This is a genomic window from Streptococcus sp. 517s, from assembly GCF_054445985.1.
This window is the reverse complement of sequence record NZ_CM136847.1, coordinates 410,587-434,475: the sequence shown is the minus strand read 5'-3', so window position 1 is coordinate 434,475 and position 23,889 is coordinate 410,587. Positions and strand designations below refer to the sequence as shown.

At 43.2% G+C, this 23,889-nt stretch carries 23 protein-coding genes, 1 tRNA gene, 1 pseudogene and 1 riboswitch; of the genes and pseudogenes, 7 read left to right on the top strand and 18 right to left on the bottom strand.

Translation table 11 applies throughout. The features are described 5' to 3' along the window. Position 1: 1 nt before the first annotated feature. From prmA to ACVX3R_RS02405, 4 genes and pseudogenes are all read right to left on the bottom strand, one after another. Complete coding sequence (prmA, locus tag ACVX3R_RS02420) at positions 2 to 952, bottom strand: 50S ribosomal protein L11 methyltransferase (protein ID WP_458795321.1); 951 nt, start codon at positions 950 to 952, stop codon at positions 2 to 4. A 9-nt stretch (positions 953 to 961) separates the two neighbouring features. After that, positions 962 to 1,860: pseudogene (locus ACVX3R_RS02415) on the bottom strand (GIY-YIG nuclease family protein). A gap of 3 nt (positions 1,861 to 1,863) precedes the next feature. After that, entirely contained in the window at positions 1,864 to 2,289 is a 426-nt protein-coding gene (locus ACVX3R_RS02410; RefSeq protein WP_458795320.1) for an NUDIX hydrolase, read from the bottom strand. 9 nt (positions 2,290 to 2,298) lie between these two features. Beyond that, positions 2,299 to 2,769, bottom strand: coding sequence for a DUF3013 family protein (locus ACVX3R_RS02405; RefSeq protein WP_458795319.1), 471 nt, complete (start codon positions 2,767 to 2,769; stop codon positions 2,299 to 2,301). A 115-nt stretch (positions 2,770 to 2,884) separates the two neighbouring features. Here ACVX3R_RS02405 and ACVX3R_RS02400 point away from each other — a divergent pair, with 115 nt between their 5' ends. Both ACVX3R_RS02400 and ACVX3R_RS02395 read left to right on the top strand, forming a co-directional pair. Then, a complete protein-coding gene (locus ACVX3R_RS02400; protein ID WP_458795669.1) occupies positions 2,885 to 4,156 on the top strand; it encodes a replication-associated recombination protein A in 1,272 nt (423 codons plus the stop codon). A 263-nt stretch (positions 4,157 to 4,419) separates the two neighbouring features. Further along, positions 4,420 to 4,492 (top strand) — tRNA-Lys (locus tag ACVX3R_RS02395). A 209-nt stretch (positions 4,493 to 4,701) separates the two neighbouring features. Here the strand turns inward: ACVX3R_RS02395 and ACVX3R_RS02390 are convergent. Together ACVX3R_RS02390 and ACVX3R_RS02385 are read right to left on the bottom strand one after the other, a co-directional pair. After that, positions 4,702 to 5,961, bottom strand: a complete 1,260-nt coding sequence (locus ACVX3R_RS02390; protein ID WP_458795318.1) for a S41 family peptidase — start codon at positions 5,959 to 5,961, stop codon at positions 4,702 to 4,704. Between the two features lie 79 nt (positions 5,962 to 6,040). Beyond that, on the bottom strand, positions 6,041 to 6,496 hold the full coding sequence (locus ACVX3R_RS02385; RefSeq protein ID WP_458795317.1) for a GNAT family N-acetyltransferase: 456 nt from the start codon (positions 6,494 to 6,496) through the stop codon (positions 6,041 to 6,043). A 69-nt stretch (positions 6,497 to 6,565) separates the two neighbouring features. Here ACVX3R_RS02385 and ACVX3R_RS02380 point away from each other — a divergent pair, with 69 nt between their 5' ends. Next, the gene (locus tag ACVX3R_RS02380; RefSeq protein ID WP_458795316.1) at positions 6,566 to 7,225 is read left to right on the top strand and encodes a prepilin peptidase; all 660 of its coding nucleotides are present in this window, start codon (positions 6,566 to 6,568) and stop codon (positions 7,223 to 7,225) included. 51 nt (positions 7,226 to 7,276) lie between these two features. On the opposite strand, the gene ACVX3R_RS02375 is transcribed toward ACVX3R_RS02380, so the two are convergent. From ACVX3R_RS02375 to ACVX3R_RS02340, 8 genes are all read right to left on the bottom strand, one after another. Then, positions 7,277 to 7,840, bottom strand: a complete 564-nt coding sequence (locus tag ACVX3R_RS02375; protein ID WP_458795315.1) for an aminodeoxychorismate/anthranilate synthase component II — start codon at positions 7,838 to 7,840, stop codon at positions 7,277 to 7,279. A 27-nt stretch (positions 7,841 to 7,867) separates the two neighbouring features. Then, complete coding sequence (gene trpB / locus ACVX3R_RS02370; protein WP_458795314.1) at positions 7,868 to 9,049, bottom strand: tryptophan synthase subunit beta; 1,182 nt, start codon at positions 9,047 to 9,049, stop codon at positions 7,868 to 7,870. Positions 9,050 to 9,475: 426 nt separating this feature from the next. Continuing rightward, entirely contained in the window at positions 9,476 to 10,705 is a 1,230-nt protein-coding gene (locus ACVX3R_RS02365) for a DegT/DnrJ/EryC1/StrS family aminotransferase (protein WP_458795313.1), read from the bottom strand. 42 nt (positions 10,706 to 10,747) lie between these two features. After that, complete coding sequence (locus ACVX3R_RS02360) at positions 10,748 to 11,440, bottom strand: sugar transferase (protein ID WP_458795312.1); 693 nt, start codon at positions 11,438 to 11,440, stop codon at positions 10,748 to 10,750. A 103-nt stretch (positions 11,441 to 11,543) separates the two neighbouring features. Further along, positions 11,544 to 13,286 (bottom strand): ABC transporter ATP-binding protein, encoded by a 1,743-nt coding sequence (locus tag ACVX3R_RS02355; protein WP_458795311.1) that lies wholly within the window; start codon positions 13,284 to 13,286, stop codon positions 11,544 to 11,546. Continuing rightward, a complete protein-coding gene (locus ACVX3R_RS02350) occupies positions 13,276 to 15,021 on the bottom strand; it encodes an ABC transporter ATP-binding protein (RefSeq protein WP_458795310.1) in 1,746 nt (581 codons plus the stop codon). Before ACVX3R_RS02350 ends, ACVX3R_RS02355 begins: the two co-directional genes overlap by 11 nt. A gap of 160 nt (positions 15,022 to 15,181) precedes the next feature. Continuing rightward, positions 15,182 to 15,817, bottom strand: coding sequence for a DUF421 domain-containing protein (locus tag ACVX3R_RS02345; RefSeq protein WP_458795309.1), 636 nt, complete (start codon positions 15,815 to 15,817; stop codon positions 15,182 to 15,184). Further along, positions 15,814 to 16,269, bottom strand: coding sequence for a DUF3290 family protein (locus ACVX3R_RS02340; protein ID WP_458795308.1), 456 nt, complete (start codon positions 16,267 to 16,269; stop codon positions 15,814 to 15,816). The genes ACVX3R_RS02345 and ACVX3R_RS02340 overlap by 4 nt, the downstream gene beginning before the upstream one ends. 133 nt (positions 16,270 to 16,402) lie before the next feature. Between ACVX3R_RS02340 and ACVX3R_RS02335 the strand changes: the two genes are divergently transcribed. The 4 genes from ACVX3R_RS02335 (at position 16,403) to ACVX3R_RS02320 (ending at position 19,914) form a co-directional block, all read left to right on the top strand. Continuing rightward, positions 16,403 to 17,230 carry an exodeoxyribonuclease III gene (locus ACVX3R_RS02335; protein WP_458795307.1) on the top strand — a complete coding sequence of 276 codons (828 nt, stop codon included), beginning with the start codon at positions 16,403 to 16,405 and terminating at the stop codon, positions 17,228 to 17,230. A 10-nt stretch (positions 17,231 to 17,240) separates the two neighbouring features. Beyond that, positions 17,241 to 17,627, top strand: coding sequence for a bleomycin resistance protein (locus tag ACVX3R_RS02330; RefSeq protein WP_458795306.1), 387 nt, complete (start codon positions 17,241 to 17,243; stop codon positions 17,625 to 17,627). A gap of 217 nt (positions 17,628 to 17,844) precedes the next feature. Beyond that, positions 17,845 to 17,940: riboswitch (purine riboswitch) on the top strand. Between the two features lie 130 nt (positions 17,941 to 18,070). Next, positions 18,071 to 18,652: a xanthine phosphoribosyltransferase gene (locus ACVX3R_RS02325; protein WP_458795305.1), complete on the top strand. Its 582-nt coding sequence runs from the start codon at positions 18,071 to 18,073 to the stop codon at positions 18,650 to 18,652. Further along, on the top strand, positions 18,652 to 19,914 hold the full coding sequence (locus ACVX3R_RS02320) for a nucleobase:cation symporter-2 family protein (RefSeq protein ID WP_458795304.1): 1,263 nt from the start codon (positions 18,652 to 18,654) through the stop codon (positions 19,912 to 19,914). Before ACVX3R_RS02325 ends, ACVX3R_RS02320 begins: the two co-directional genes overlap by 1 nt. A 32-nt stretch (positions 19,915 to 19,946) precedes the next feature. Here ACVX3R_RS02320 and ACVX3R_RS02315 read toward each other — a convergent pair whose 3' ends face one another. From ACVX3R_RS02315 to ACVX3R_RS02300, 4 genes are all read right to left on the bottom strand, one after another. Then, positions 19,947 to 20,351, bottom strand: a complete 405-nt coding sequence (locus tag ACVX3R_RS02315; RefSeq protein WP_458795303.1) for a PaaI family thioesterase — start codon at positions 20,349 to 20,351, stop codon at positions 19,947 to 19,949. Between the two features lie 69 nt (positions 20,352 to 20,420). After that, positions 20,421 to 21,908, bottom strand: coding sequence for a UDP-glucose--hexose-1-phosphate uridylyltransferase (locus tag ACVX3R_RS02310; RefSeq protein WP_458795302.1), 1,488 nt, complete (start codon positions 21,906 to 21,908; stop codon positions 20,421 to 20,423). Continuing rightward, positions 21,905 to 22,564, bottom strand: a complete 660-nt coding sequence (locus ACVX3R_RS02305) for an HAD family hydrolase (RefSeq protein ID WP_458795301.1) — start codon at positions 22,562 to 22,564, stop codon at positions 21,905 to 21,907. Before ACVX3R_RS02305 ends, ACVX3R_RS02310 begins: the two co-directional genes overlap by 4 nt. An 11-nt stretch (positions 22,565 to 22,575) precedes the next feature. After that, positions 22,576 to 23,754: a galactokinase gene (locus ACVX3R_RS02300; protein ID WP_458795300.1), complete on the bottom strand. Its 1,179-nt coding sequence runs from the start codon at positions 23,752 to 23,754 to the stop codon at positions 22,576 to 22,578. Positions 23,755 to 23,889: the final 135 nt, after the last annotated feature.

The following is a 23,889-nucleotide window of genomic DNA, read 5'->3' as shown; positions in this document are numbered from 1 at the left end:
GCTAGCCTCCAATCACACCTGAAATATCCTTGGTTTTCTTAAAGACACAGGCATTCCATTCCCCTTGAATCATGTGGATTTCAAGGAAAAAACCAGCTGACTCAGCCGACTCGCGCACCATGTCCCACTTGTCCTTGATAATCCCACTCATGATGAGGTAGCCTTCATCCTTGACCAAACGATAAGCATCCTCTGTCAGGTGACTGAGAATATCCGCCAAGATATTAGCCACAATCACATCTGCCTCAATCTCCACACCCTTAAGCAAATCTCCAGCAGCAACGTGGATGTTTTCCATGCCAGGGTTGAGTTCAATATTTTCCTGAGCGACGCGAACCGCTACATCATCCAGGTCATAGGCGAAAATTTCCTTAGCGCCAAGAAGTGAGCTGGCAATAGAAAGGACCCCTGAACCAGTACCCACATCTAGCACTGTCTCTCCGCCACGAAGAACCTGCTCCAAGGCAAAAAGGCTCATCTTGGTGGTTGGATGTGTTCCAGTCCCAAAGGCCATACCAGGATCCAGCTTGATAATCTTTTCTCCAGCAGTCGCCTCGTAGTCTGTCCACGAAGGCACGATGGTTAAATCATGAGTAATACGGGCGGGTTCATAATATTTCTTCCAGTTGTCTGCCCAGTCTTCCTCAGCCAAGTCAGTCGTCCCCATCTTGACATCTCCCAAATCCATAAAATCGATCAATTCTGCTAGACGAGCCTGCAAATCTGCCTCAACCACTGCCACATCAACCGTATCAGGGTAGTAGGCTGTCACCACGATTTCTTCCTGCTGTTCAACCTCTGGGAAAATTTCACCAAAACGATCCACATTTCCCACATAGTCCATGCTGTCTTCAATCGCAACACCCTGCGCTCCTAGCTCAATCAAGAGATTAGAGACCAGCTCCTCCCCCTCACGCTTAACTGTAACTTTTAACTCTTGCCATGTTTCCATATAATCTCCTTATCCGTCTATTAATTCCTCTAACTCTTTTAATGTTTTGCCATCTTTATCTTTCCAGTCAGTTCGGCCATTCGTATTCATTCCTAGAACAAAAGCAGCTGCATAGGATGGGCTAGAGAAAAGTTGTTTTTCTTGTAAAACACCATCTTTAATCCTGTTTGAATTTATTAGCTCCCTACGTAGTTCTTTTAGACTTGCTGGTATGACAGATGAATCAACCACATCCACTTGACTTCCTTCCAAAACTACAAAACCTTCCGAAGTGCGTTCACAGATTGCTTCAACAGTTCTATTTGATTTCTTAGTTTTTCGTTTTAAATACAGATAAGTTGAATGATCATCAGAAAATGCTGTTCTGAGTTTTTAATCATAGGAACAAAAACTCGATATCCCAAAGTACCAACTATCATCAAGGTATTCTCTACAACCTCATCCAACTCAGATTGTTTTTCTTCAGTTACATTTCCAGAATTTGGTTCATTACTATTTTTTACAATAAAGCGCCCAGATTCTTTAGCTAGTTGGGTAAATTTATTTTCCAAGTAACTAATTTCTGTAGGCCCAAAAGAGTTATTTTGTGTAGTTAAAATAATGACATCATTAAAATAATCTGCATGACTATCACGAGTATGTTCTTGAACTCGTAATAATACTCCCTCACCATTTTTTCGGGTAGTTGCTTGCCCAATATACGTCACGTCTTTTTGCCTATCATCATCGCGCCCAAATAAGAAATAAATACCACTTTGCTTCATCTCATCACGTGACTTTAAGTCTGCCAATTGAATACGAGGAATTTTGTAGATCACTCCCGTCCAATTTGACAAAGTACATTTGATTTTTCCAGTCACTTCACCATCCATGAGAAACATATTGATATTTTTGCTACGCTTTTCCATTTCTCAAACTTCCTCCAAATAATCCCTCACTCTATCCTGCAACTGGGGCACGACCTTATCTGAGCCAAGAAATTCCTCGATGCCCATCAGTTTGTAGCCCTGCCCTTCATCTCCAAAGACAATCTGGTCAAACTGTTCCTGAGCCAACTTGCCAACTAGAAATACGGATTGCTTATCCGCAAAAAGCATACTTGGGTAAACCTTCGCCCAAAGCAGACAATCCTCAGTCAGATGAATTCCCAGTTCTTCATCAACTTCACGCGCCGCGCACTCAAAAGGACTTTCATCGTCTTCTCGCCCGCCACCTGGCAATTCCCAGGTATTAGGGTATGGAATGTTTGATTTGTTATCACGTAAGATAGTTAAGAGCTTATCACCACAAAAGAGGGCAATTTTGCAACCTGTAAAATCAGAAATTTCTATTTCCATATTAGACTCCTAGTATCTCGGATAAGGATAAAACTCTCCCTCTTCCAAGCCGACTTTCCCTTCTTCAAAGACTTCTTGGTTCCATTCCATGACGAATTCTTCTGCTTCTGGGTCTTCCAAAAAGTCCATGAGGGCATCTAACCCAACCTCAGCAGTATCTTTGAGAAATAGCGCAAAATAAGCTAAGAATTCACGTGAAAAACCTTTTTTAGGCAAGTAAGGGATAACTGTCAAATAGTCTTCCTCATTGACTGTTGACTTGGCAGGATTGTAAAAAAGCACTGCTTCCTCAAAGAGGATGTCGTCTGACGAAACTTCTCCGTCTTCATCCACCATTTCCACACCTGTAGCGTTTTTCGCTTCCAATAGAAAACTCACTTCTACCGCATGGTTGCGCTTGTCCCAGCTAATCTCATAGTCAAAGGGAAAGTTCTTGTCCAACTCTTCCTGTAAAACATCTAAAAATCCGTATGTTGCCATTTTGTCCTCTTTCTATGCGACTCTTTAATCGCCCCGAATACTCGGAAATATGCTAAAATAGATACTACCATCTTACCACATATACATCAGAAAATCCATGTTAGAAAGGACTGCTATGCCAGACAATCTCGCGCTTCGCATGCGCCCCAAAACCATCGACCAGGTCATCGGTCAGAAGCATCTGGTCGGACCTGGAAAAATTATCCGTCGCATGGTGGAAGCCAATCGTCTGTCCTCCATGATTCTCTACGGACCTCCAGGAATCGGCAAGACCAGTATCGCCTCAGCCATCGCTGGAACGACCAAGTATGCCTTTCGGACCTTTAACGCGACAGTTGATAGTAAGAAGCGACTGCAAGAAATCGCGGAAGAAGCTAAATTTTCAGGTGGTCTTGTGCTCCTACTGGACGAGATTCACCGACTAGATAAAACCAAGCAAGACTTTCTCCTTCCACTCTTGGAAAGTGGTCTGGTCATCATGATTGGGGCGACGACTGAAAATCCTTTCTTTTCTGTCACTCCAGCCATTCGTAGCCGTGTTCAGATTTTTGAATTAGAACCCTTGTCCAACCAAGACGTCAAAGAGGCGATTCAAATCGCTCTAACTGACCCTGAACGTGGCTTTGATTTCCCAGTTGAGCTAGACGAGGATGCACTGGATTTCATCGCGACCTCTACAAATGGAGACCTGCGTTCTGCCTTTAATTCACTGGATCTGGCTGTTCTCTCTACTCCCGAAAATGACAAGGGCATCCGCCATATCACACTGGATATCATGGAAAACAGCCTGCAGAGAAGTTACATTACCATGGATAAGGATGGGGACGGTCACTACGATGTCCTCTCAGCCCTGCAAAAGTCCATCCGTGGCTCGGATGTCGATGCCAGTCTCCACTATGCTGCCCGCTTGATTGAGGCTGGAGATCTTCCTAGTCTCGCTCGTCGCTTGACTGTTATCGCCTATGAAGATATCGGTTTGGCCAATCCTGAGGCCCAGATCCATACCGTAACTGCTCTAGATGCTGCTCAAAAGATTGGTTTCCCAGAAGCTCGCATCCTCATTTCCAATGTGGTGATTGATTTGGCCCTTTCTCCCAAATCCAACTCAGCCTATGTAGCTATGGATAAGGCCCTCGCTGATCTCAAAACATCAGGGCATTTACCTATCCCTCGACACCTGCGTGATGGTCACTACAGTGGGAGCAAGGAACTGGGCAACGCCCAAGATTACCTCTATCCACACAACTATCCTGGAAATTGGGTCAATCAAGATTATCTGCCAGAAAAAATCCAAAATCACCACTATTTTACTCCAGAAGATACCGGCAAATACGAACGAGCCTTGGCGCAACGTAAGGAAACCATTGATAAATTACGAAACTTGTGAAATCCTTTTCAAATAATTGCATTTTCCTCTTGATTTTTTTTGAAAAAGTGGTATCATATAAACATAGAAACGCTGTGGTGTACGACTTCACACTTAAGTGTTGACCGACTATTTTTTGTATTATTAGGGAAACAAAAGTCTTCTAACAGCATGTAGGCCGTCTCACACGGAAACAGCTTCAGTTAGAGCGAGTTGCCCACCTGCTTAATTGCGCGGGTTCAATACAAACCGTGAAGTTTCGGCACCAATACAGCTTTTTCTTTGCCTCCTTAGCTCAGTTGGTAGAGCAGTAGACTCTTAATCTATGGGTCGCAGGTTCGAGCCCTGCAGGGGGCATCTAAAAACAACAGGAAAAGCCTTGATTGCAAGGCTTTTTTTGTGTCCTCCCTACTTTTATTCCATCAACGGATGCTCAAGATATATTTTGTGTGTAAAAAAGTTCTTTTACCCCTCAGTGATACAATCATTTTACTCAATTACAAGCAGATCGAAAGCAAAAGACTTAGCTCTATTTCATACAGAACTAAGTCTTTTATTTAAACAATCTAATGTTTCCTCTTCATCTCAATCAACTTCAGACATTTATCTAGATCTACATCTCGTTCAAAATGTGCAGGAGTCCAAGGGATTTCTATATCAGGAAGAACACCTTTGTCCGTCATCCCTTTGCCTTTATCTATAGCCAACCAGCGAGAAGTTGGGAACATCAAAAAGTAATCATCATAATCTACCTTGCAACAATTTGAGTAGTCTAAAATACCAAGCGTTGGACGGCCGATAACTGTTACTTTCTTAAAATTCTTCATCATCTTGACAAAATTATCTCCTGATGATGCACAATAAATATCCGACAAAACAAAAATTTGCTCTGGATAGTGACCACCCTTAACACCTGGAAAAAGCTCGTCCTGATCATCCTGATACCGAACATAGCCTTTCACTCGATTTTGGAGTAAGTTATTACGAAAATCTTCAAGCAGTTTCACCGTATCAGGACTGATATTTTCTTGTTGAAGCCATATTTCAAAGTCTTTTAAGCGTCGATCGACATTTCCTTCTGTATAGAGAATTTCCATTCCATCATCCTGTAAATCAAGAGTGTCATAGCCTTTCCCTTCCTCCAAGCCAAGATGTAAGAGCGGAAAATACAAAGAATCCGTGCCCCCATTGTTGTAACGGACATCTATAATAAGAGTTTCTATCTCAGCAATCTTCTGCAAGCACTCTTGGTATAAACGGTTAATCGCTTCTTCATCCATAAAATTATCTAAGCGTAGATAGAGGATATCTGACTCCAACTCTTTCCAAAAGAGCTGAGCTTTTTGAGCTTGCTGGCTAGCACGAACTGTAATAGACATCTCCTGCCCATCTCGCAAGACGGTCACTTGCTCTGCCATCAGTAGCAAATCTGCCCATTCTCGGTATCGTCTTTCTGGAGTCAGACTAATAAAGTAATTTGGGTGTTGCAGAGCTACTTGCTCCAAACTCATTCCGTCCAGACCGAGGATTCGATCCCCCACTTGGAGACCTGTATCTTGGTTTGCTTCCTCGACAAACATTTCCTGATCACTTATCCTCAAAAGAAAACCTTTCGGACCTGATTTTTTATCATGAAAAGAAACATGCCCAATAATCCCAAAACTAGCAAGATAAGTCCTGACTTGATAGAGAAATTCTTGCTCAGTCATATCATCTGTGATCTTTTCTAGAAAAGGCTGAGGGTTGCACCCTTTGCGATCTTTTACTGTAGATGAATCATGTGTCATAATCCAAACAATGTCTTTAAAAATATCCGTTTTTTTCATACGAGCCGTTCCTTCTACCTTTAAAATAGTATAGCCTTCTTCACAGCGAAAAAGGAGTTTTTACTACAAAGTTAATCTGCTATCTCCCTTTTTTCATGATGTATTTCCGTTCTGGTGTATCAATGGTTTGAACGATTTCAAATCCTGCTTTTTGGTAAAGATTGTAAGCTGTTTGATTTGCCTCGTAGACATTTAGAGAAATAGTATCTATGTCTTCGTTTTCAAAGGCCAAACTAACAAATTTCCTTAAAGCCTGGCTACCTAAGCCCTGCCCCTGTTTCTGGGGGTTGATAAAAAATCTCCCGATATGAAGATTTCTGCCTTCTAGCCTGATTTTCTGGGTAAGCCCAACAAACTCTTGTCCATCAAAGATAGAAAAGATTCCTTCCAAATCTTGCAAGGCTTGAAGGGTCAGTGGAAAAGGAACCTTTGGTCCCATCCATTGTTCTTGGAAGGATTTGCCAAGGGAGTTGGACCATTGGCATACGAATTGAGCGTTTTCTGTGCTCATATTTTCTTCAAAACGAATCATCATCTTGACCTCACCATCTTATCAATGTTTCTTTATTATACTACTTCTCTTATTTTTTACGAATAGATAAGTATGATTGATCTTTATTTTTTTCTTGTCGGGAGCATTCTCGCTTCTTTCTTGGGTTTGGTTATTGACCGTTTCCCTGAGCAATCCATTATTCGACCAGCTAGTCACTGCGATTCCTGCCAGACTCGCTTGCGTCCCTTAGATTTGATTCCTATCCTTTCGCAGGTGGTTAATCGCTTTCGCTGTCGCTACTGCAAGATTCGCTATCCATTCTGGTATGCCCTTTTTGAACTAGGCTTAGGGCTTGTCTTTCTGGCTTGGTCTTGGGGATGGATTTCCTTGGGTCAAATCATCCTCATCACTGCTGGCTTAACCTTGGGCATCTACGATTTTCGCCATCAGGAATATCCCTTGCTAGTCTGGCTGACTTTCCACCTAATCCTCATGGCTTTCTGTGGTTGGAATTTTGTTATGTTCTTCTTCCTTGCCCTTGGAATCATGGCTCATTTTATTGATATCCGCATGGGCGCAGGGGATTTTCTCTTTCTGGCTTCTTGTGCTCTCATCTTTAGCGCGACCGAATTACTCATCTTGATCCAGTTCGCTTCTGCGACAGGCATTCTGGCCTTTCTACTGCAAAAGAAAAAGGAAAGACTTCCTTTCGTGCCTTTCCTCTTACTTGCTACTTGTGTGATTATTTTTGGTAAGCTAGTAATTCTCTGATAATCCTGCTCTCTTTTATGGTGGGATTTTCAATTGAGTGAAATTTCCCAGTTAAATTACTTTCTCAATAAAGTTTCGTATGGTGGTTAAGCCATCTGGCGTACCGATACTTTCTGGATGGTACTGGAAACCGTAAATAGGCAGGTTCCTGTGCTGAATCCCCATAATAGCTTGGTCATCCGTCGAACGAGCTGTAACTTCAAAATCTTCGGGTAATTCCTCTACCATAAGACTATGGTAACGCATGACTGAACATTTGTTCTCTATTCCATCGTAGAGAATGGATGGAGCTTCAAATTGTAGCTGACTTTGTTTACCATGCATGACCTTAGGAGCTAAACCGAGTTTTCCACCGAATGCCTCAGCAATAGCCTGATGTCCAAGACAAATCCCTAAAATTGGTTTTCGGCCTGCAAAATCTCGAATCATTTCCTCCATCTTTCCAGCATCAGCCGGCCAACCAGGTCCAGGTGAAAAGACAAGCGCTTGAGCCTTTTCCGCGACTTGATAGAGACGAAGGTCATCGTTTCTTAAGACCTCAATAGGAGAAAAATTTCCGATATACTGAGCTAGATTATAGGTAAAAGAATCGTAATTATCAATCAATAAAATCACAGTTTTCTCCCTTTAGTCTTGGAATGATTAGTTGTTTTTAGCTTCTAGGTAGTCTGCAATCGCAGCTACGTCCTTGTCTCCACGACCAGAGACATTGATGATGATAATCTCATCTTTACTTAGTTTCGGTGCACGTTTAACTGCTTCTGCGATGGCATGCGAACTTTCAATCGCTGGGATAATCCCTTCTGTCTTGCTGAGAAGGAGCAAGGCTTGAACAGCTTCTTCATCTGTCGCTGCTACATATTCCACGCGACCAGAATCTTTAAAGTAGGCGTGTTCTGGGCCAACCCCTGGATAGTCCAAACCAGCTGAGATAGAGTAAACTGGAGCCAGCTCTCCATCTTCCTTAAAGACTGCATAGGTCTTCATACCATCGACAATCCCGACACTACCTTTTGTCATAGTGGCTGCATGCTTGTCTGTGTCAAGTCCGTGACCGGCAGCTTCGACCCCAACCAATTTGACTTCTTCATCAGCCACATACTGCGAAAAAGCACCGATAGCATTCGAACCACCACCTACACAGGCAATGACGTAGTCTGGTAAACGACCTTCTTTTTCTAAGATTTGACGGCGAGATTCTTCACTGATGACCTTTTGGAATTCATGAACAATTGTAGGATAAGGATGAGGTCCTACAGCAGATCCCAAAACGTAGAAGGCTTCCAGGTCATTCATCCATGCTCCAAAGGCTGCATCAACCGCATCCTTAAGAGTTCGTGTCCCCGTTTCAACTGCGTGAACAGTCGCTCCCATCATCTCCATACGGAAGACATTGAGTCGTTGACGCTCCACATCTTCTGCCCCCATGTAGACATCACAGGCCATACCAAACTTAGCTGCAGCTGCTGCTGTCGCAACACCGTGCTGACCAGCTCCTGTTTCTGCGATCACTCGTTTTTTGCCCATACGTTTGGCAAGAAGGATTTGTCCTAAAACGTTGTTGAGCTTGTGAGAACCAAGGTGATTAAGATCTTCGCGCTTGAGATAAATCTTAGCGCCACCTAGGTGGTCTGTCAAACTTTCCGCAAAATAGAGTGGTGTTTCGCGACCTGAGTAATCCTTCAAGTAATGACGAAATTCTGCCAAAAATTCTGGATCATCCTTGTACTTGTCAAATATCACTTCTAGCTCATCCAACAAAGCCTGAATCGGCTCTGGTACAAAACTACCACCAAATTGTCCAAAATAACCTTTAGTTGTCATAAAATTTCCCTCTTTCTGTATGAATTCGGCTTTTTGTTTGCTTTTAGTAGTAGGCAAGGAGCTGCAGATAGAACTCAAGTTCATCAAAGCGACTTAACGTCCTAATAAAAGATAAACAAAATGACCGAAAGAAAAAAGCCCACACACAGAATCTACTTCCGTGTGAGGGCGTTGGTAACGCGGTGCCACCTCAATTATAAAGGGACTATCCCCTTTACATCTCTACCTTGTCTAACAACAAGTTGCACTGTAAGGTGTGCGCACCGAATTTTCATTGTTTCAAATTCATTTTTAAAATCAGCCCACTTTCACTACTTCCAACCACCTATTCACAATCACCACAGGCTCCCTGAAGATCAAACATAGTTACTTTTCTGATTTATTGAGAATATTATATGTTATTGTTCTATCTTTGTCAAGATTTTTTTATGATTTTTTTCCAGAACCAAGGATTTCTTCGGAAATTCTCACCAAAGTCTGAACGATGTAATCAACTTCTTCATCGCTTAATTTTGTATGAAGAGGAAGGGTAATTTCATTTTCAAAGAAGGCATAGGCTCTTGGATAATCTGCCATATCAAAGCCAAGATTCTTATAGGCTGTCAAGAGAGGAAGTGGTTTGTAATGTACGTTACTTGCAATTCCTGCTTTGGCCAATTCTTGGATAATACGATTACGCTCTTCTAGACTAGCACCTTCTACATGGGTGATGTAGAGGTGACGACAAGATTCGACAGTATCAGTCTTGTGTGCCAATGGGTGAATACGAGTACCCGCAAAACCACGATCATAGCGGTCCACGATGTCCTTACGACGTTGCAACAAACCAGGGTAACGATCCAATTGTACCAAACCTATCGAAGCCATGATATCCGTCATGTTGCACTTGTAAGCAGGTGTTACGATATCGTACTCCCATGAACCCAATTGCATCTTGGCAAGAGCGTCTTTAGTTTGACCATGAAGGGAAAGGATTTGGAATTCCTTGTACATTTCTTCGTCGTCAATCGCTGGATTGGCCTTCCAAGTCGCACTTCCTCCCTCTGCCGTTGTAAAGTTCTTAACAGCATGGAATGAGAAGGAAGTAAAGTCAGCGATAGAGCCAGCAGGGTGTCCTTTATAAGTCGATCCCAAAGCATGGGCACTATCAGAGACAAGCACAATACGGTTAAAGGCTTTTTGCCACTTACTTGAAGCTGTAAAGAGATCGCGTTTCTTCTCCACAATTTGGAACAAACGATCATAGTTGCAAACAATCCCTGCAAGGTCTACTGGGATGATCACCTTAGTCTTTTCAGTGATGGCTTGCTCAAGAAGGTCATAGTCCATCTCAAACGTATCTGCTTGAATATCCACCATGACAGGTGTCGCTCCTACGTGAGTGATGACACTACATGAAGCTGTATAGGTCATGGCTGGAACAATGACTTCATCACCAGGTCCCACTTCCAAAACACGTAAAATCAACTCAAGAGCGGCTGTCGCAGAGTTGAGGCAGACAGTCTTAGGTGTCTGTGTGTATTGGGACAAGCGACGCTCCAGTTCTTTTGTCTTAGGACCTGTTGTGATCCAACCAGAACGTAGGGTATCCGCTACTTCAGCAATTTCAGCTTCGGTAATATCGGGTGGTGAAAATGGAATATTGTAATTTGGCATTGATTTGCTCCTTTTATCTGTACTCATTTTCTCATGACTACTTTATTTTAGTACCTCAAACACGGTTTGAAACATGATTTTGATGTCTCCAAGGAAACTAAACTCTCGGAGATAGGCGAGGTTATAGCGCATCTTTTCAGGAAGGACATGGTCGACATAGGCCTGATCAACCGTTAGGCCTTTCTCCGTCATTTGACTGATGATGGTGTCCTCATCCTTGTAGTTGATACTGGCTGGAGAGGTAATCCCTGCTGGCAAGAGCAAGGTCGCCATCATTTCAGGGCTATACTGCTCGGTGTAACGTGGCACCTCAGGTCTTGTGCCTACAAAGGACATCTCGCCTTTAAGGACATTGACTAGCTGAGGTAGTTCGTCCAAACGCACACGGCGGATGAAATTCCCCACTTTGGTAATACGGCTATCGTTAGCAGAAGTCACTAGGCTTCCTTTTTTATCCGCATCCGTTACCATAGTACGGAACTTCCAAATCTTGAACGAACGGTTGTACTGGGTCACGCGCTCTTGCTTGTAAATGACAGGGCCCTTGCTATCCAACTTGATCCAAATGCTCAAGATAAGAAAGACGGGAGAAGTCAAAACTAGCAAAAACAGGGCCAGAACCCAGTCCAGGCAACGCTTGAAAATCAGCGACCCCTTCCTTTTAGAGACAAGCTGGTAATAAGACTCAACCTCGCTTGATTGCATTTCCACGGGCAAGTCTTCCCATTTCAGCATGCTGTTTCTCCTTTGTTTTTATTATACTATTTGTCAACATTTTTCATTATACCACAAAATGGAAAAGGCGGTGCAAGAAAGCTGTAATTTGGAGGAATTCTTATTAGGACATGGCTCCAGCCTGCAAGCTATACATCTTGTGATAGGTTCCTCCCAGGGCCAAGAGTTCCTCATGGGTTCCACTCTCGATAATGCGCCCCTTGTCCAAGACATAAATGCAGTTGGCATCTTGGATGGTCGAAAGGCGGTGGGCGATAGCAATGGTCGTCCTCCCCTGTCTCATCTTGGCTAGGGAATCTTGAACCAAACTTTCTGTTTCAGAGTCAATATTGGCTGTCGCTTCATCCAAAATCAGGATTTTAGGCTGACTGGCGACTGTTCTAGCAAAGGCAAGAAGCTGGCGCTGGCCAGTAGAGAAGCTCGAACCACGCTCAGACACAGGTGCATCGTAGGCCTCTGGCAACTTTTGAATGAAAGGATCTGCGTCCACAAAAACTGCTGCTTCTCTGACTTCATCGTCACTAATATCTTGGTACATAGCGATATTGGATTTGATCGTTCCATGATAGAGAAAGGGATCCTGCAGGACCAAACCGATGTTTTTTCTCAGTTCTTCCTGACTGTATTCCCTAATATCTACACCATCTAAAAGAACTCGCCCTGACTGAAATTCATAAAAACGCATGAGGACATTGATGATAGAGGATTTCCCTGAACCTGTATGCCCTACAAAGGCAATGGTTTCACCCTTCTTAACTGAAAAGGAAATATCATCTAGGATCTGGTGTTTGCCATCATATGAGAAACAGACATGTTCAAAACGGATATTGCCTTCTTTGACTTTGGCTGGTCCATCTTTTTGAAGAGGCTCATAGGTCGTTTCATCAATCAAGGCAAAGACACGGCCTGCAGACACCATGGACGTTTGAAGGGTTGAAAAGTTTTGCGTCACCTCAATCAAGGGATCAAAGAGACGATTGATATACTGGATAAAGGCATACATGGTTCCGGCCGTTATCCCGATAGAAAGACCACGGTAACCAAAATAGGCCATCAAAACTGCGTAGCCTAGGAGTTTCAGCAAACTCATGGCAGGACGCAAGAAGAGGGCATCCAAGGCTACAGAACGGTTGGCATAGACCAAGTGCTCTTGGTTAATCTCATCAAATTCTGCCTGCAGACGCTTCTCTTGATTAAAGGTCTGGATAATCCTGATTCCCTCGATATTCTCTGCCAGCTTACTATTGATATCCGACAAGAGACTTCTGGTTTTTTCGATGATTTTCACTGACTTTTTCCGATAGAGATTGACCAAAAGGAAAATCAAGGGAAGAAAGAGCAAGACTAAAGCTGTCAAACGAAAATCCAGCACCAACATGGTATACAGAGTTGTCAGAAAGATGAAAACTGCTGAAATAAAGCTGGATAAAATCCCTGAAAACATATCACTGATGGTCTCGGTATCATTTGTCAAACGAGAGACGATGGAACCTGCTGGCGTCTTATCAAAATAAGACATGCCCAGTTTCTCCATATTGGCAAAGGCATCCCGACGAATATCCCTAACAATACTGTAGGACACCCGCGCAAAGAGAAGATTGCCGACATACTGGACCAGAGTTTGTAGGATATAGAGGCCATAGTAAGCCAGCAAAACGGTAACAGCAATTTGGTTAAAATTACTGAGATACTGGTCGATAAAGCGGGAAGCCACGAGGGGAATGACACTTTTAATGACCGTCGTCGCTAGGAGAAAACTGAGTGCTAAAAAGGTCAGGAGTCCATAGGGCTTGAGATAAGACATCAAGCGCTTCAATACAGTCCATTGTTCTTGTTTATTCTGCATCTTCTTCTCCTTTCATTTCCAACTGCTGAGACTGGTAGGTTTGGGCATACCAGCCATCCAAGGCTAGCAGTTCTTCGTGCGTGCCCCGTTCGATGATTTGACCATTTTGCAGAACCAAGATTAGATCTGCATGGACAACCGCACTGAGACGATGGGCCGTTATGATAGTTGTCTTATCCTTCCGTGTTTCCTTGAGGTTGTCGATAATCGCATACTCTGTCTTGGCATCCACGGCGGACAAGGAATCATCTAAAATTAAGATATCAGGGTCTAGAATCATAGCTCGACTCATGGCCAGACGCTGCTTTTGACCACCTGAAAGACTGACTCCCTTTTCACCGATCAACGTATCAAATCCCTGTGGCATGGCTACAATATCTTGGTAAACTTGAGCTAGCTTAGTCGCTTCCTCAACTGCTGAAAGGGGCAAGTTAGGATTGCCAAAGCGGATATTGTCTAAGATAGAGGTCGCAAAGAGGAACTGGTCCTGAGGAACATAGCCCATGAGACTGCGAAGATCTGTCAGACGATAGTCTCGAATATCGTGACCGTTTAGGTAAATGGCACCCTTATCCACATCGTATTCACGCAAGAGAAGTTTAATCAAGGACGTTTTTCCAGAGCCTGTCTGCCCAACCAATCCCAGAGTTTGCCCCTTTTCCAAACTAAAGTGAATATCCGTCAGTGTCTCCTCATTTTCAAAGGCAAAGCTGTCAATGGCGTACTCCAGGCGCCCATTTTCAATACCGTCTAGAGGAAATTCCGGGTCTTTTACTGGCGATTCCTGAGACAAAAGATCCTCAATCCGCTGATAGGACACCTTCCCCCTTTGAGTGATATTAAAGAGGAAACCAATGGCCATAAGTGGCCAAACCAGCATATCCAAGTAGCTGATAAAGGTAACCAGATTTCCAACCGTAATTTGCCCCTCCTGAACCATCAAAGAACCGACCAAAAGGGTTAAAACATAGGATGAACCCACAAACAAGAGAACCATAGGATCAAAGAGACTATCGTATTTCATGGTTTGGAGATTCTTTTGGAAGGTCAATTCATTTACTTCCTGAAAAGATGCCAATTCATCAGACTGATAACCGAAAGACTTGGTCACCTTGATACCTGATACAGACTCCTGCACCTTGTTATTGAGCTCAGAAAAGGCAGCCTGTGATTCGCCAAAAGCCTTGTGGGTCTTTCTCCCTAGACGACTGGTCGCATAAGCCATGAAAGGCAGGGGCAGAATGGCAACCAAGGTCATATGCCATGAAATGCTAAAAAGCATGGTCAGCAAAGTCACCAGAGCCGTGATGGAAGCATCCACTGCTGACATGACTCCTCCACCTGCGAGACGAGTTAAAGCATTGATATCATTGGTGGCGTGTGCCATCAGGTCCCCCGTCCGATAGGTCTGATAAAAGGCTGGCGACATTTTGGTGAAATGCTCAAACAAGCGAGAGCGCATAATCTGCCCCAAACGGTAGGAAGTTCCAAGGATATACATGCGCCAAACATAGCGCAGATAGTACATCCCAAAGGCTGCCAGCAGCAGATAAAATAGATTAAGAAGGAGGTCCTGATGGGTTAATTGCCCCCCAGTAATGGCGTCAATCACCCGTCCCATGACCATGGGGGGAATAAGGTTGAGGACGGAAACCAAGACCAAGGCCACAATCCCGACTAGATAACGGCGCTTTTCTAACTTGAAAAACCACCAGAGTTTTTGAATAATGGACATAAAATCCCTTTCTGATTGCAAATGGAAACCTGAGGCCAAGACTCAATGAAAATCAAAGAGCAAACTAGGAAACTAGCCGCAGGCTGTACTTGAGTACGGCAAGGCGACGTTGACGCAGTTTGAATTTGATTTTTGAAGAGTACAAGACCCCAGGTTTTTCTTATTCATAAGTTACGACTGAGACGACACCCTTGTCATACTCAGCGATAAAGATATTGGCCACATTGTCATACCCTTGTTTGCTGAGGTTATCAAGCAGCCATTCTTCGCTCCGACCAATGGTCTCCAAAATTTCGACTTGGATAACACCGTCTGTGACAACAGGATACTTGGGATTTTCGTCTCCCATTTGGACTACGATAAGTTGACCGTTCTGCTCCTGCATAGCGCGTTTGACTTGTTTCATTTGGAAAATTCCCTGACTACGGAGCTTAAGAGCTACGTCCGCTGCTGATAAACCAACCGAACGGCAGGCTTCTGGATCAATCTTCCCATTTTTGATGAGCAGGGTTGGCTTTCCATCAATCAAACGTTTCACAAAGTGAACATTGTTGTTAAGCCACTTGAGAGTCAAGACCAGAATAGTCCACATGATTAAGATAACTGCATACTGAAGGATACTGATGGAGCTATTGTAAATCACCCCACCGATGATCCCCCCGAGTACATAGTTCTGGATTTGATCTATCGCTGAGTTAGGCGCTAGGTTACCCTTTCCAGTCACATTGATCACGAAAACCAGCGAAAAGAGACCCAAGGCTAGTTTGATTAAAATTTCGATATAATTGAGTGTCATTTGTTCACCTCCACCAGTTCAATTGCATCTGTTTTATACAATTCCACTTTCTCTAGCAGGTACTTGTCTGGCTCACTTCCGTTCAAGGCACGATAATAGCGATCACCTACCTTGATAAGTGCACCATCAGTGTTTGTGGAAGTATTGACATAGATCTCTGACTTGTCAACTCCCAATTCTTTGGAAACAAGCTCGATGAAATGAAGTGAAGCTTGAAATTTATTATTAGAAACTTGATTGTTTTGATAAGTCGTGATGCTGACCAAAAGGAGAGCTAATAAGGTCAAAGCTGAAATCATGACCAACTCACGAAATTTGGTCCCCTTTTTATCATGGTAAGCCTTGAAAGCTAGAAATCCTGTCACAGTTAATAGGACAATCCCTAAACCAATCATGATGCCATTTTGCTGACCGATTTGGCTGAGGACATAGTCATAAGAATAGAATTTCATGTATTTTTACTCCCTTTCATAAAATCATTCTTAATTATAAACGAAAGAGGGTGATTTTTCAAACCATACGTTGGGGAAATGCGCCTTTTTTTGGTATAATAAAGTCTATAATCTCAATGAAAAAGGTAAATTTATGAAACTCATCTCATGGAATATTGATTCCCTCAATGCAGCCCTAACGAGCGACTCTGCTCGTGCAAAATTGTCCCAAGAAGTCCTACAAACCTTGGTAGCTGAAAATGCCGATATTATCGCTATCCAAGAAACCAAACTTTCTGCCAAGGGTCCTACAAAAAAACATCTGGAAGTTCTCAAAGAACTCTTTCCAGGGTATGAAAATACTTGGCGTTCTTCCCAAGAACCTGCTCGCAAAGGCTACGCTGGAACCATGTTCCTTTATAAGAAAGAACTCACACCAGCGATTAGCTTCCCAGAAATCGGTGCTCCTTCTACCATGGACTTGGAAGGCCGCATCATCACCTTGGAATTTGAAGAATTTTTTGTGACTCAGGTCTACACACCAAACGCTGGTGATGGTCTCAAACGCTTGGAAGAACGCCAAGTATGGGATGTCAAATACGCTGAGTATTTGGCTCAACTAGACAAAGAAAAACCAGTCCTTGCAACTGGAGACTACAACGTGGCCCACAAGGAAATCGACCTTGCAAATCCTGCCAGCAACCGCCGTTCACCTGGTTTTACAGACGAGGAGCGTGCTGGATTTACCAACCTCTTGGCAACTGGGTTTACTGACACCTTCCGCCACATTCACGGCGATGTCCCAGAACGTTACACTTGGTGGGCACAACGCAGTAAGACTTCTAAAATCAACAATACAGGCTGGAGAATCGACTACTGGCTCACCAGCAACCGCGTGGCTGACAAAGTGGCCAAGTCTGACATGATTGACTCAGGTGCGCGTCAAGACCATACGCCGATTGTATTGGAAATTGAACTATAAGGATTTCACTATGAACTACAATGCAGTTATTCCCGAGTTTATTGTAAGGAATTTGGAGCAGTCCCGTTCCTTCTACTGCAATTTACTCGGTTTTACGATCGAATACGAGCGTCCAGAGGAGAAATTTCTCTTCCTCTCGCTTGAAGACTGCCAACTTATGCTAGAAGAAGGCAGCACAGAAGAATTAGCCCAACTAACCTATCCTTTCGGGCGCGGTGTCAATATTTCCTTTGGCATTGAAGATGTCCCTCAGCTCCACCAAAAACTGCTGGAAGCTGACTATCCTATCCATCGTCCGCTGACCAAAAGAGAATTTCGAGTGGGAGATAGCTTTATTTACCCTCACGAATTTGCAGTTTTGGATCCAGATGGCTATTTTTTAAGATTTAGCGAATAGAAAAAATCTTTCAAATCAGAAAAAGGCATATTGTCAGGCCTTGAAGAATCTTGATAATATGTCTTTTATGATGGAAAATACTTCTAAATGTTAGCCTATAATTGAGATTTTGTCTATTTTTCTTCAATTTGTTCGTTTTTTATTCCAAAACACTGACAAAACATTTGATTTCTAAAGTTATTTAGTGTAAAATAAAAACATTGGCGCAAGCCTATTTAAAATTGAATATCGTTTTACTTGTTTATGTCGTGAATTGGCACGACGTTTCTACAAGGTGCCGGAACACCTAACAATAAGTAAGTTAGCTTGAGGGGATGGTCTTTTTTGCCATGCCTATTTTGGGGGACTTGCTTAGAGATTAAGTAGGTCTTTTTTCTATCAGTTTTACTGGATAGAAATCTGAAACAAGGAAATTTATTGGCTTTTAGACTTTAGGAGGTCTTATGAAATTATTAGAAGAGCGCATCCTTGAGGATGGGCATATCTTGGGTGACAACATCCTCAAGGTGGATTCCTTTTTAACCCACCAAGTTGACTATCGTTTGATGCGGGAGATTGGTAAGGTATTTGCGGACAAATTCGCTTCTGCTGGCATTACCAAGGTTGTAACGATTGAAGCGTCAGGCATTGCACCAGCTATTTTTACAGCTGAAGCCTTAAACGTTCCCATGATTTTCGCCAAGAAAGCTAAAAACATCACCATGAACGAAGGTATCTTAACCGCCCAAGTCTACTCCTTTACTAAGCAGGTGACCAGCACCGTTTCCATCGCTGGAAAATTCCTCTCACCTGAGGACAAGGTCTTGATTATCGATGATTTCCTAGCAAATGGACAAGCTGCCAAAGGCTTGATCCAAATCATCGAACAAGCCGGAGCAAAAGTTGAAGCGATAGGTATCGTGATTGAAAAGTCTTTCCAAGATGGTCGTGATTTGCTTGAAAAAGCAGGATATCCAGTCCTATCACTGGCTCGCTTGGATCGTTTCGAAAATGGTCAGGTCGTATTTAAGGAGGCAGATCTCTAATGCAAAAACAAGAAAAACATTCACAAGCAGCCGTTCTTGGCTTGCAACACTTATTAGCCATGTACTCAGGTTCTATCCTAGTTCCTATCATGATTGCGACAGCTCTTGGCTATTCAGCTGAGCAGTTGACCTACCTGATCTCCACAGATATCTTCATGTGTGGGGTGGCCACCTTCCTTCAACTCCAACTCAACAAATACTTTGGAATTGGACTACCAGTCGTTCTCGGAGTTGCCTTCCAATCAGTCGCTCCCTTGATTATGATTGGTCAAAGCCATGGTAGTGGCGCTATGTTTGGTGCCCTTATCGCATCAGGGATTTACGTGGTTCTTGTTTCAGGCATCTTCTCAAAAGTAGCCAATCTCTTCCCATCTATCGTAACTGGATCTGTTATTACTACGATTGGTTTAACCTTGATTCCTGTCGCTATTGGAAATATGGGAAATAATGTCCCAGAGCCAACTGGTCAAAGTCTCTTGCTTGCAGCCATCACTGTTCTGATTATCCTCTTAATCAACATCTTTACCAAAGGATTTATCAAGTCTATCTCCATTTTGATTGGACTGGTTGTTGGAACTGCCATTGCTGCTTCCATGGGCTTGGTTGATTTCTCTCCCGTTACTGCAGCACCGCTTATCCATGTCCCAACTCCCCTCTACTTTGGGATGCCAACCTTTGAAATCTCATCTATTGTCATGATGTGTATCATCGCAACGGTGTCTATGGTTGAGTCAACAGGTGTTTACCTAGCCTTGTCTGATATCACGAAAGATCCAATCGACAGCACGCGCCTGCGTAACGGTTACCGCGCAGAAGGTTTAGCTGTCCTTCTCGGAGGAATATTTAACACCTTCCCTTACACAGGATTTTCACAAAACGTTGGCTTGGTCAAATTGTCTGGTATCAAAACCCGTCTGCCAATTTACTATGCAGCTGGTTTCCTGGTTCTCCTTGGACTCCTTCCTAAGTTTGGCGCCCTTGCCCAAATCATTCCGAGCCCTGTTCTTGGAGGTGCCATGCTGGTGATGTTTGGCTTTGTTTCCCTTCAAGGGATGCAAATCCTTGCCCGCGTTGACTTTGCTAACAATGAACACAACTTCCTTATCGCAGCTGTCTCAATCGCTGCAGGTGTCGGACTCAATAACAGTAATCTCTTTGTCAGCATGCCGACAGCCTTCCAAATGTTCTTCTCAAACGGAATCGTCGTAGCCAGCTTACTGGCCATTGTACTCAATGCAGTATTAAACAGGAAAAAGAAATAAGAAAAAGAGGTGCGAGCCTCTTTTTTGTTTATCTATATCCTTACCTGTCTGTCTTCAGACCTTTGGCCTGTGACAAACATGGTAAAGGTGGCTTTGCAGACATTTCTACCCTCTTGATTGGTAATATCCACATCCACGACACAGGTTGTGCGACCTTGATGGACAGATTCTCCTTTAATGGTCAGCACATCGTCGAGTTTTCCTGCTTTGAGGTAGTTGATAGAGGACTGAAGCGTCACTCCATCAAGCCCCAGCGAGATGACCACCAAACCACTGATTTGGTCACAAAGAGTAAAGAGATAGCCTCCATGGGCATTGCCATAGTAGTTGAGCGACGAATCCACTACTTTCGTCGTCACCACAACATGACCGTCTCTCATTTTTTCTATTTCGTAATTTTCAAAGGCCGATATAGCGTCAAAATGAAAATCTTTCATCGTTTCCTCCTGATAGTTCAAACGACACTATGATACTACTTTTTATAGAACTGTGCAAGGAGAAAGCTCCTAGTCTGGTAAAATTCCAACCTGTTCTACAAAGCGCATAAAGGCTGCCTGTCCTTGTTCCGTCTGCTTGTAAACCCCCGCGTCCTCTAGAACGCGCGCAAAGATAGCACCCACAGAGTCCTTGACGATTTCAAGGGCTTTTTCTTTATCTGTTAGGTCTGGATGTTGGGCTTTGAGTTGGTCTGCCCATTCCTGATGATAGTCTGCAACTGCCTCATCATCTCCTACAAGATAGCTTGCAACTTGCTCCACTTCTGCTTTCAAACGAGGTGGTAAGATAGCCAAGCCCATGACCTCAATCAAGCCGATATTTTCCTTCTTGATATGTTGGACATCCTTGTGGGGATGATAGATGCCATCAGGATGCTCTAGAGAGGTTTGATTGTCCCGCAAGACCAAGTCCAACTCAAACTGTCCGTCGCGTTTACGAGCAATCGGTGTAATAGTATGGTGTGGTGTTCCATTACTTTCTGCCAAAATCTGCACTGCAGGGTCTGAATATTGTCGCCATTCCTGTAAAATCTTATCAGCCAAGTTGATCAAATCTTCTTTGGAATCCGAAGTCAAACGTAGCACTGACATAGGCCACTTGACAATCCCAGCCTTGACCTGCTCAAAACCAGCAAATCGGAAAGTCTTTTGTAAAGGAGCCAATTCCATAGGAAAAACATGTCGCCCTCCCTGATAGTGATCATGAGTCAAGATAGACCCTCCCACGATCGGAAGGTCAGCATTAGAACCCGCAAAATAGCCTGGAAACTGTTCTACGATAGCCAGCAGACGCTCAAAATTCTGACGGCTGATAGCCATGGGTCGATGCAGACCATCTAAGAAGATACAGTGCTCATTAAAATAAGCATAGGGCGAATACTGGAAGCCCCACTCCTGACCCGCCATTTCAAAACGGATAATGCGGTGATTGCTACGAGCTGGATGGTTAACCCGACCATAATATCCTTCGTTCTCTAGACAGAGTTGACACTGGGGATAATGGCTAGCTTGAACCAACTTAGCCGCCGCAATCTCCTTTGGATCCTTTTCAGGCTTAGAGAGGTTAATGGTAATCTCAAGTTCTCCATAGTCAGACGGAACGCGATAAGCGATATTCTTAGAAATGGCCTTGAGTTTGATGTAGTCGTTTTTCTGGCTAAGTTGGTAGAAGTCCGCAATTGCCTGTTCGGGAGAGTGGGCATAGGTTGTCCAAAAGTCACGATTAACCTGACTTGGACAAGGAGTTACCAAGTCCATTAGTTCAGCACCGAGGATTTCACGCGCAGTCTGACTATCCTCAATCGTCTCTAATCGAACCGCTTTCTCGACCAACTGGTCCTTGAGGTCAATCAACTCATCTAGATCAGTCTCAACTTCCAAAACACCTTCACCCACTCGCGCCAAAACACGATTGGTTAGGTAGATTCGATCCATTTCCTCAAATGAACTTTCAGCAATGACTTCCGTGATAAATGCATCTAGAACTCCTTGACTCATTGATTCTCCTTCTTACTTTCTAAATAGTCTCTGACAGCATCTAAATCCTGAAAAACTTGTTCTGTTTTATTTAAGAAAGACTGTGCTGGCATTTTCAAGTCTGGAATACAAATAACTGGTATCCCAGCTCTATACGCTGCTTCAATCCCTGCTTCACTATCCTCTAATACTAAGCAATTCTCTGGTAAAACATTCAAATCACTACAGGCCTTTAAAAATATATCAGGGTAAGGTTTGCTTCGCTTTACATCTTTTGCAAAAACTAGATGGTCAAATAGGGACAGTATACCATTACTATCCAAAATCATTCTAGCTCTAGATTCAACACTTGAAGTTGCTAGAGCGATTAGAATACCTTCTCTTTGCAAAAAAGCAAGCAAATTTTTAGCACCTTTTTTTAAATTTACACCTTTGACCAATATTCGAGCTTCCAGTTCATAAACTTTTTCCAAGGTTTGGTCAAAGTTCCAAGGTAAATCATAGGTATCTAAAAATCGTTGAACATTCTCCTCTTCCCTATGTCCACTGTATTCTCTAGAATATATTTCTTCTGTGAAAGAAATTTCAAAATCCTCAAGCAATTCTTGATAAACTTTTAGAGAAATGATCTCAGTATCAGCTAATAAGCCATCTAAATCAAATATTACAGCTTCCATTTACTTCTCTCCTAATCTAAAACTCGACTGCCACCTGCAACTTGAGCGATATAGAAACTTGGAGCATATCCAACGACTTCCTCGTAGCGTTTGCCTACAGCTTCTTTAAAGCCCTCAACGGCATCTTTTTGCACCAAGGCAATGGCACAGCCACCAAAACCTGCCCCTGTCATACGAGCACCGAGAACACCTTCTTGAGCCCAAGCTGTGTGAACGAGGGTATCCAATTCCAAGCCAGTTACTTCATAGTCATGTTCTAGAGAAACGTGAGATGCATTCATCAAGCGACCAAATGTTTCCAAATCACCTGCTTGAAGAGCTGTTTGAGCTTTAAGAGTACGTTGGTTTTCAAGCACAGCATGGCGAGCACGTTTCAAACGATTTTCGTCTTTGATTAAGTAACTGTATTGGTCAAAGGCCCACTCGTCCAACTCACCCAAGGTCTGAATATCCAAGGCAACTTGCAATTCTTCTACTGCTTTTTCACACTCAGCACGGCGTTCATTGTACTTAGAGTCCGCTAGTTCACGGCGTTTGTTGGTGTTCATGATGACAACAACATTATCTTTCAAATCAAGTGGCACCAAATCGTATTCTAACGTATTGGTATCCAGGTAAATGGCACGTTGGTCAGCACCCATACCGATAGCAAACTGGTCCATGATACCAGAGTTGACTCCGATAAAGTTATTTTCCGTTTGTTTTCCAATTTTTACCAAATCCAAACGGTCTAGTTTTAAATCAAAGAGATGCTCTGCCACGACCCCTGTCAAGAGTTCCAAAGATGCCGATGATGACAAGCCAGCACCATTTGGGATATTCCCATAAACATAAAAATCAAATCCTTTGTCAATCACATGTCCAGCTTCTTGCAAGAAATGAAGAACCCCTTTTGGATAGTTGGTCCAGCTGTGCTCTTTTTCAAATTTGAGGTCAGCTAGAGGAACTTCTATAATGCCCTTGTCCTCAAAGTTGGCTGAGTAAAAACGCAAGACTTGGTCGTCACGCTTGCGCGCTGCACCGTATGTCCCCAAAGAAATAGCCGCCGGAAAAACGTGCCCACCGTTGTAGTCTGTGTGTTCACCAATCAAATTGATACGACCTGGTGAAAAGAAAGTTTGGTCTGCTTCTTGACCAAAAACGGCAAGAAAATCTTTGCGAAGGGCTTGAGCAGTAAGATGTTGTGTCATATGAATTCTCCTTTGACTGTCGTTAAGTCACCTTAACGTGTAATCGTTTTCTTCTATTGTATCCAAGGGATTTGCCAAGGTCAATCCTTTTTACTAAACTTTTACTAAACTATCAGTAAAAAGCAGAAAAATATG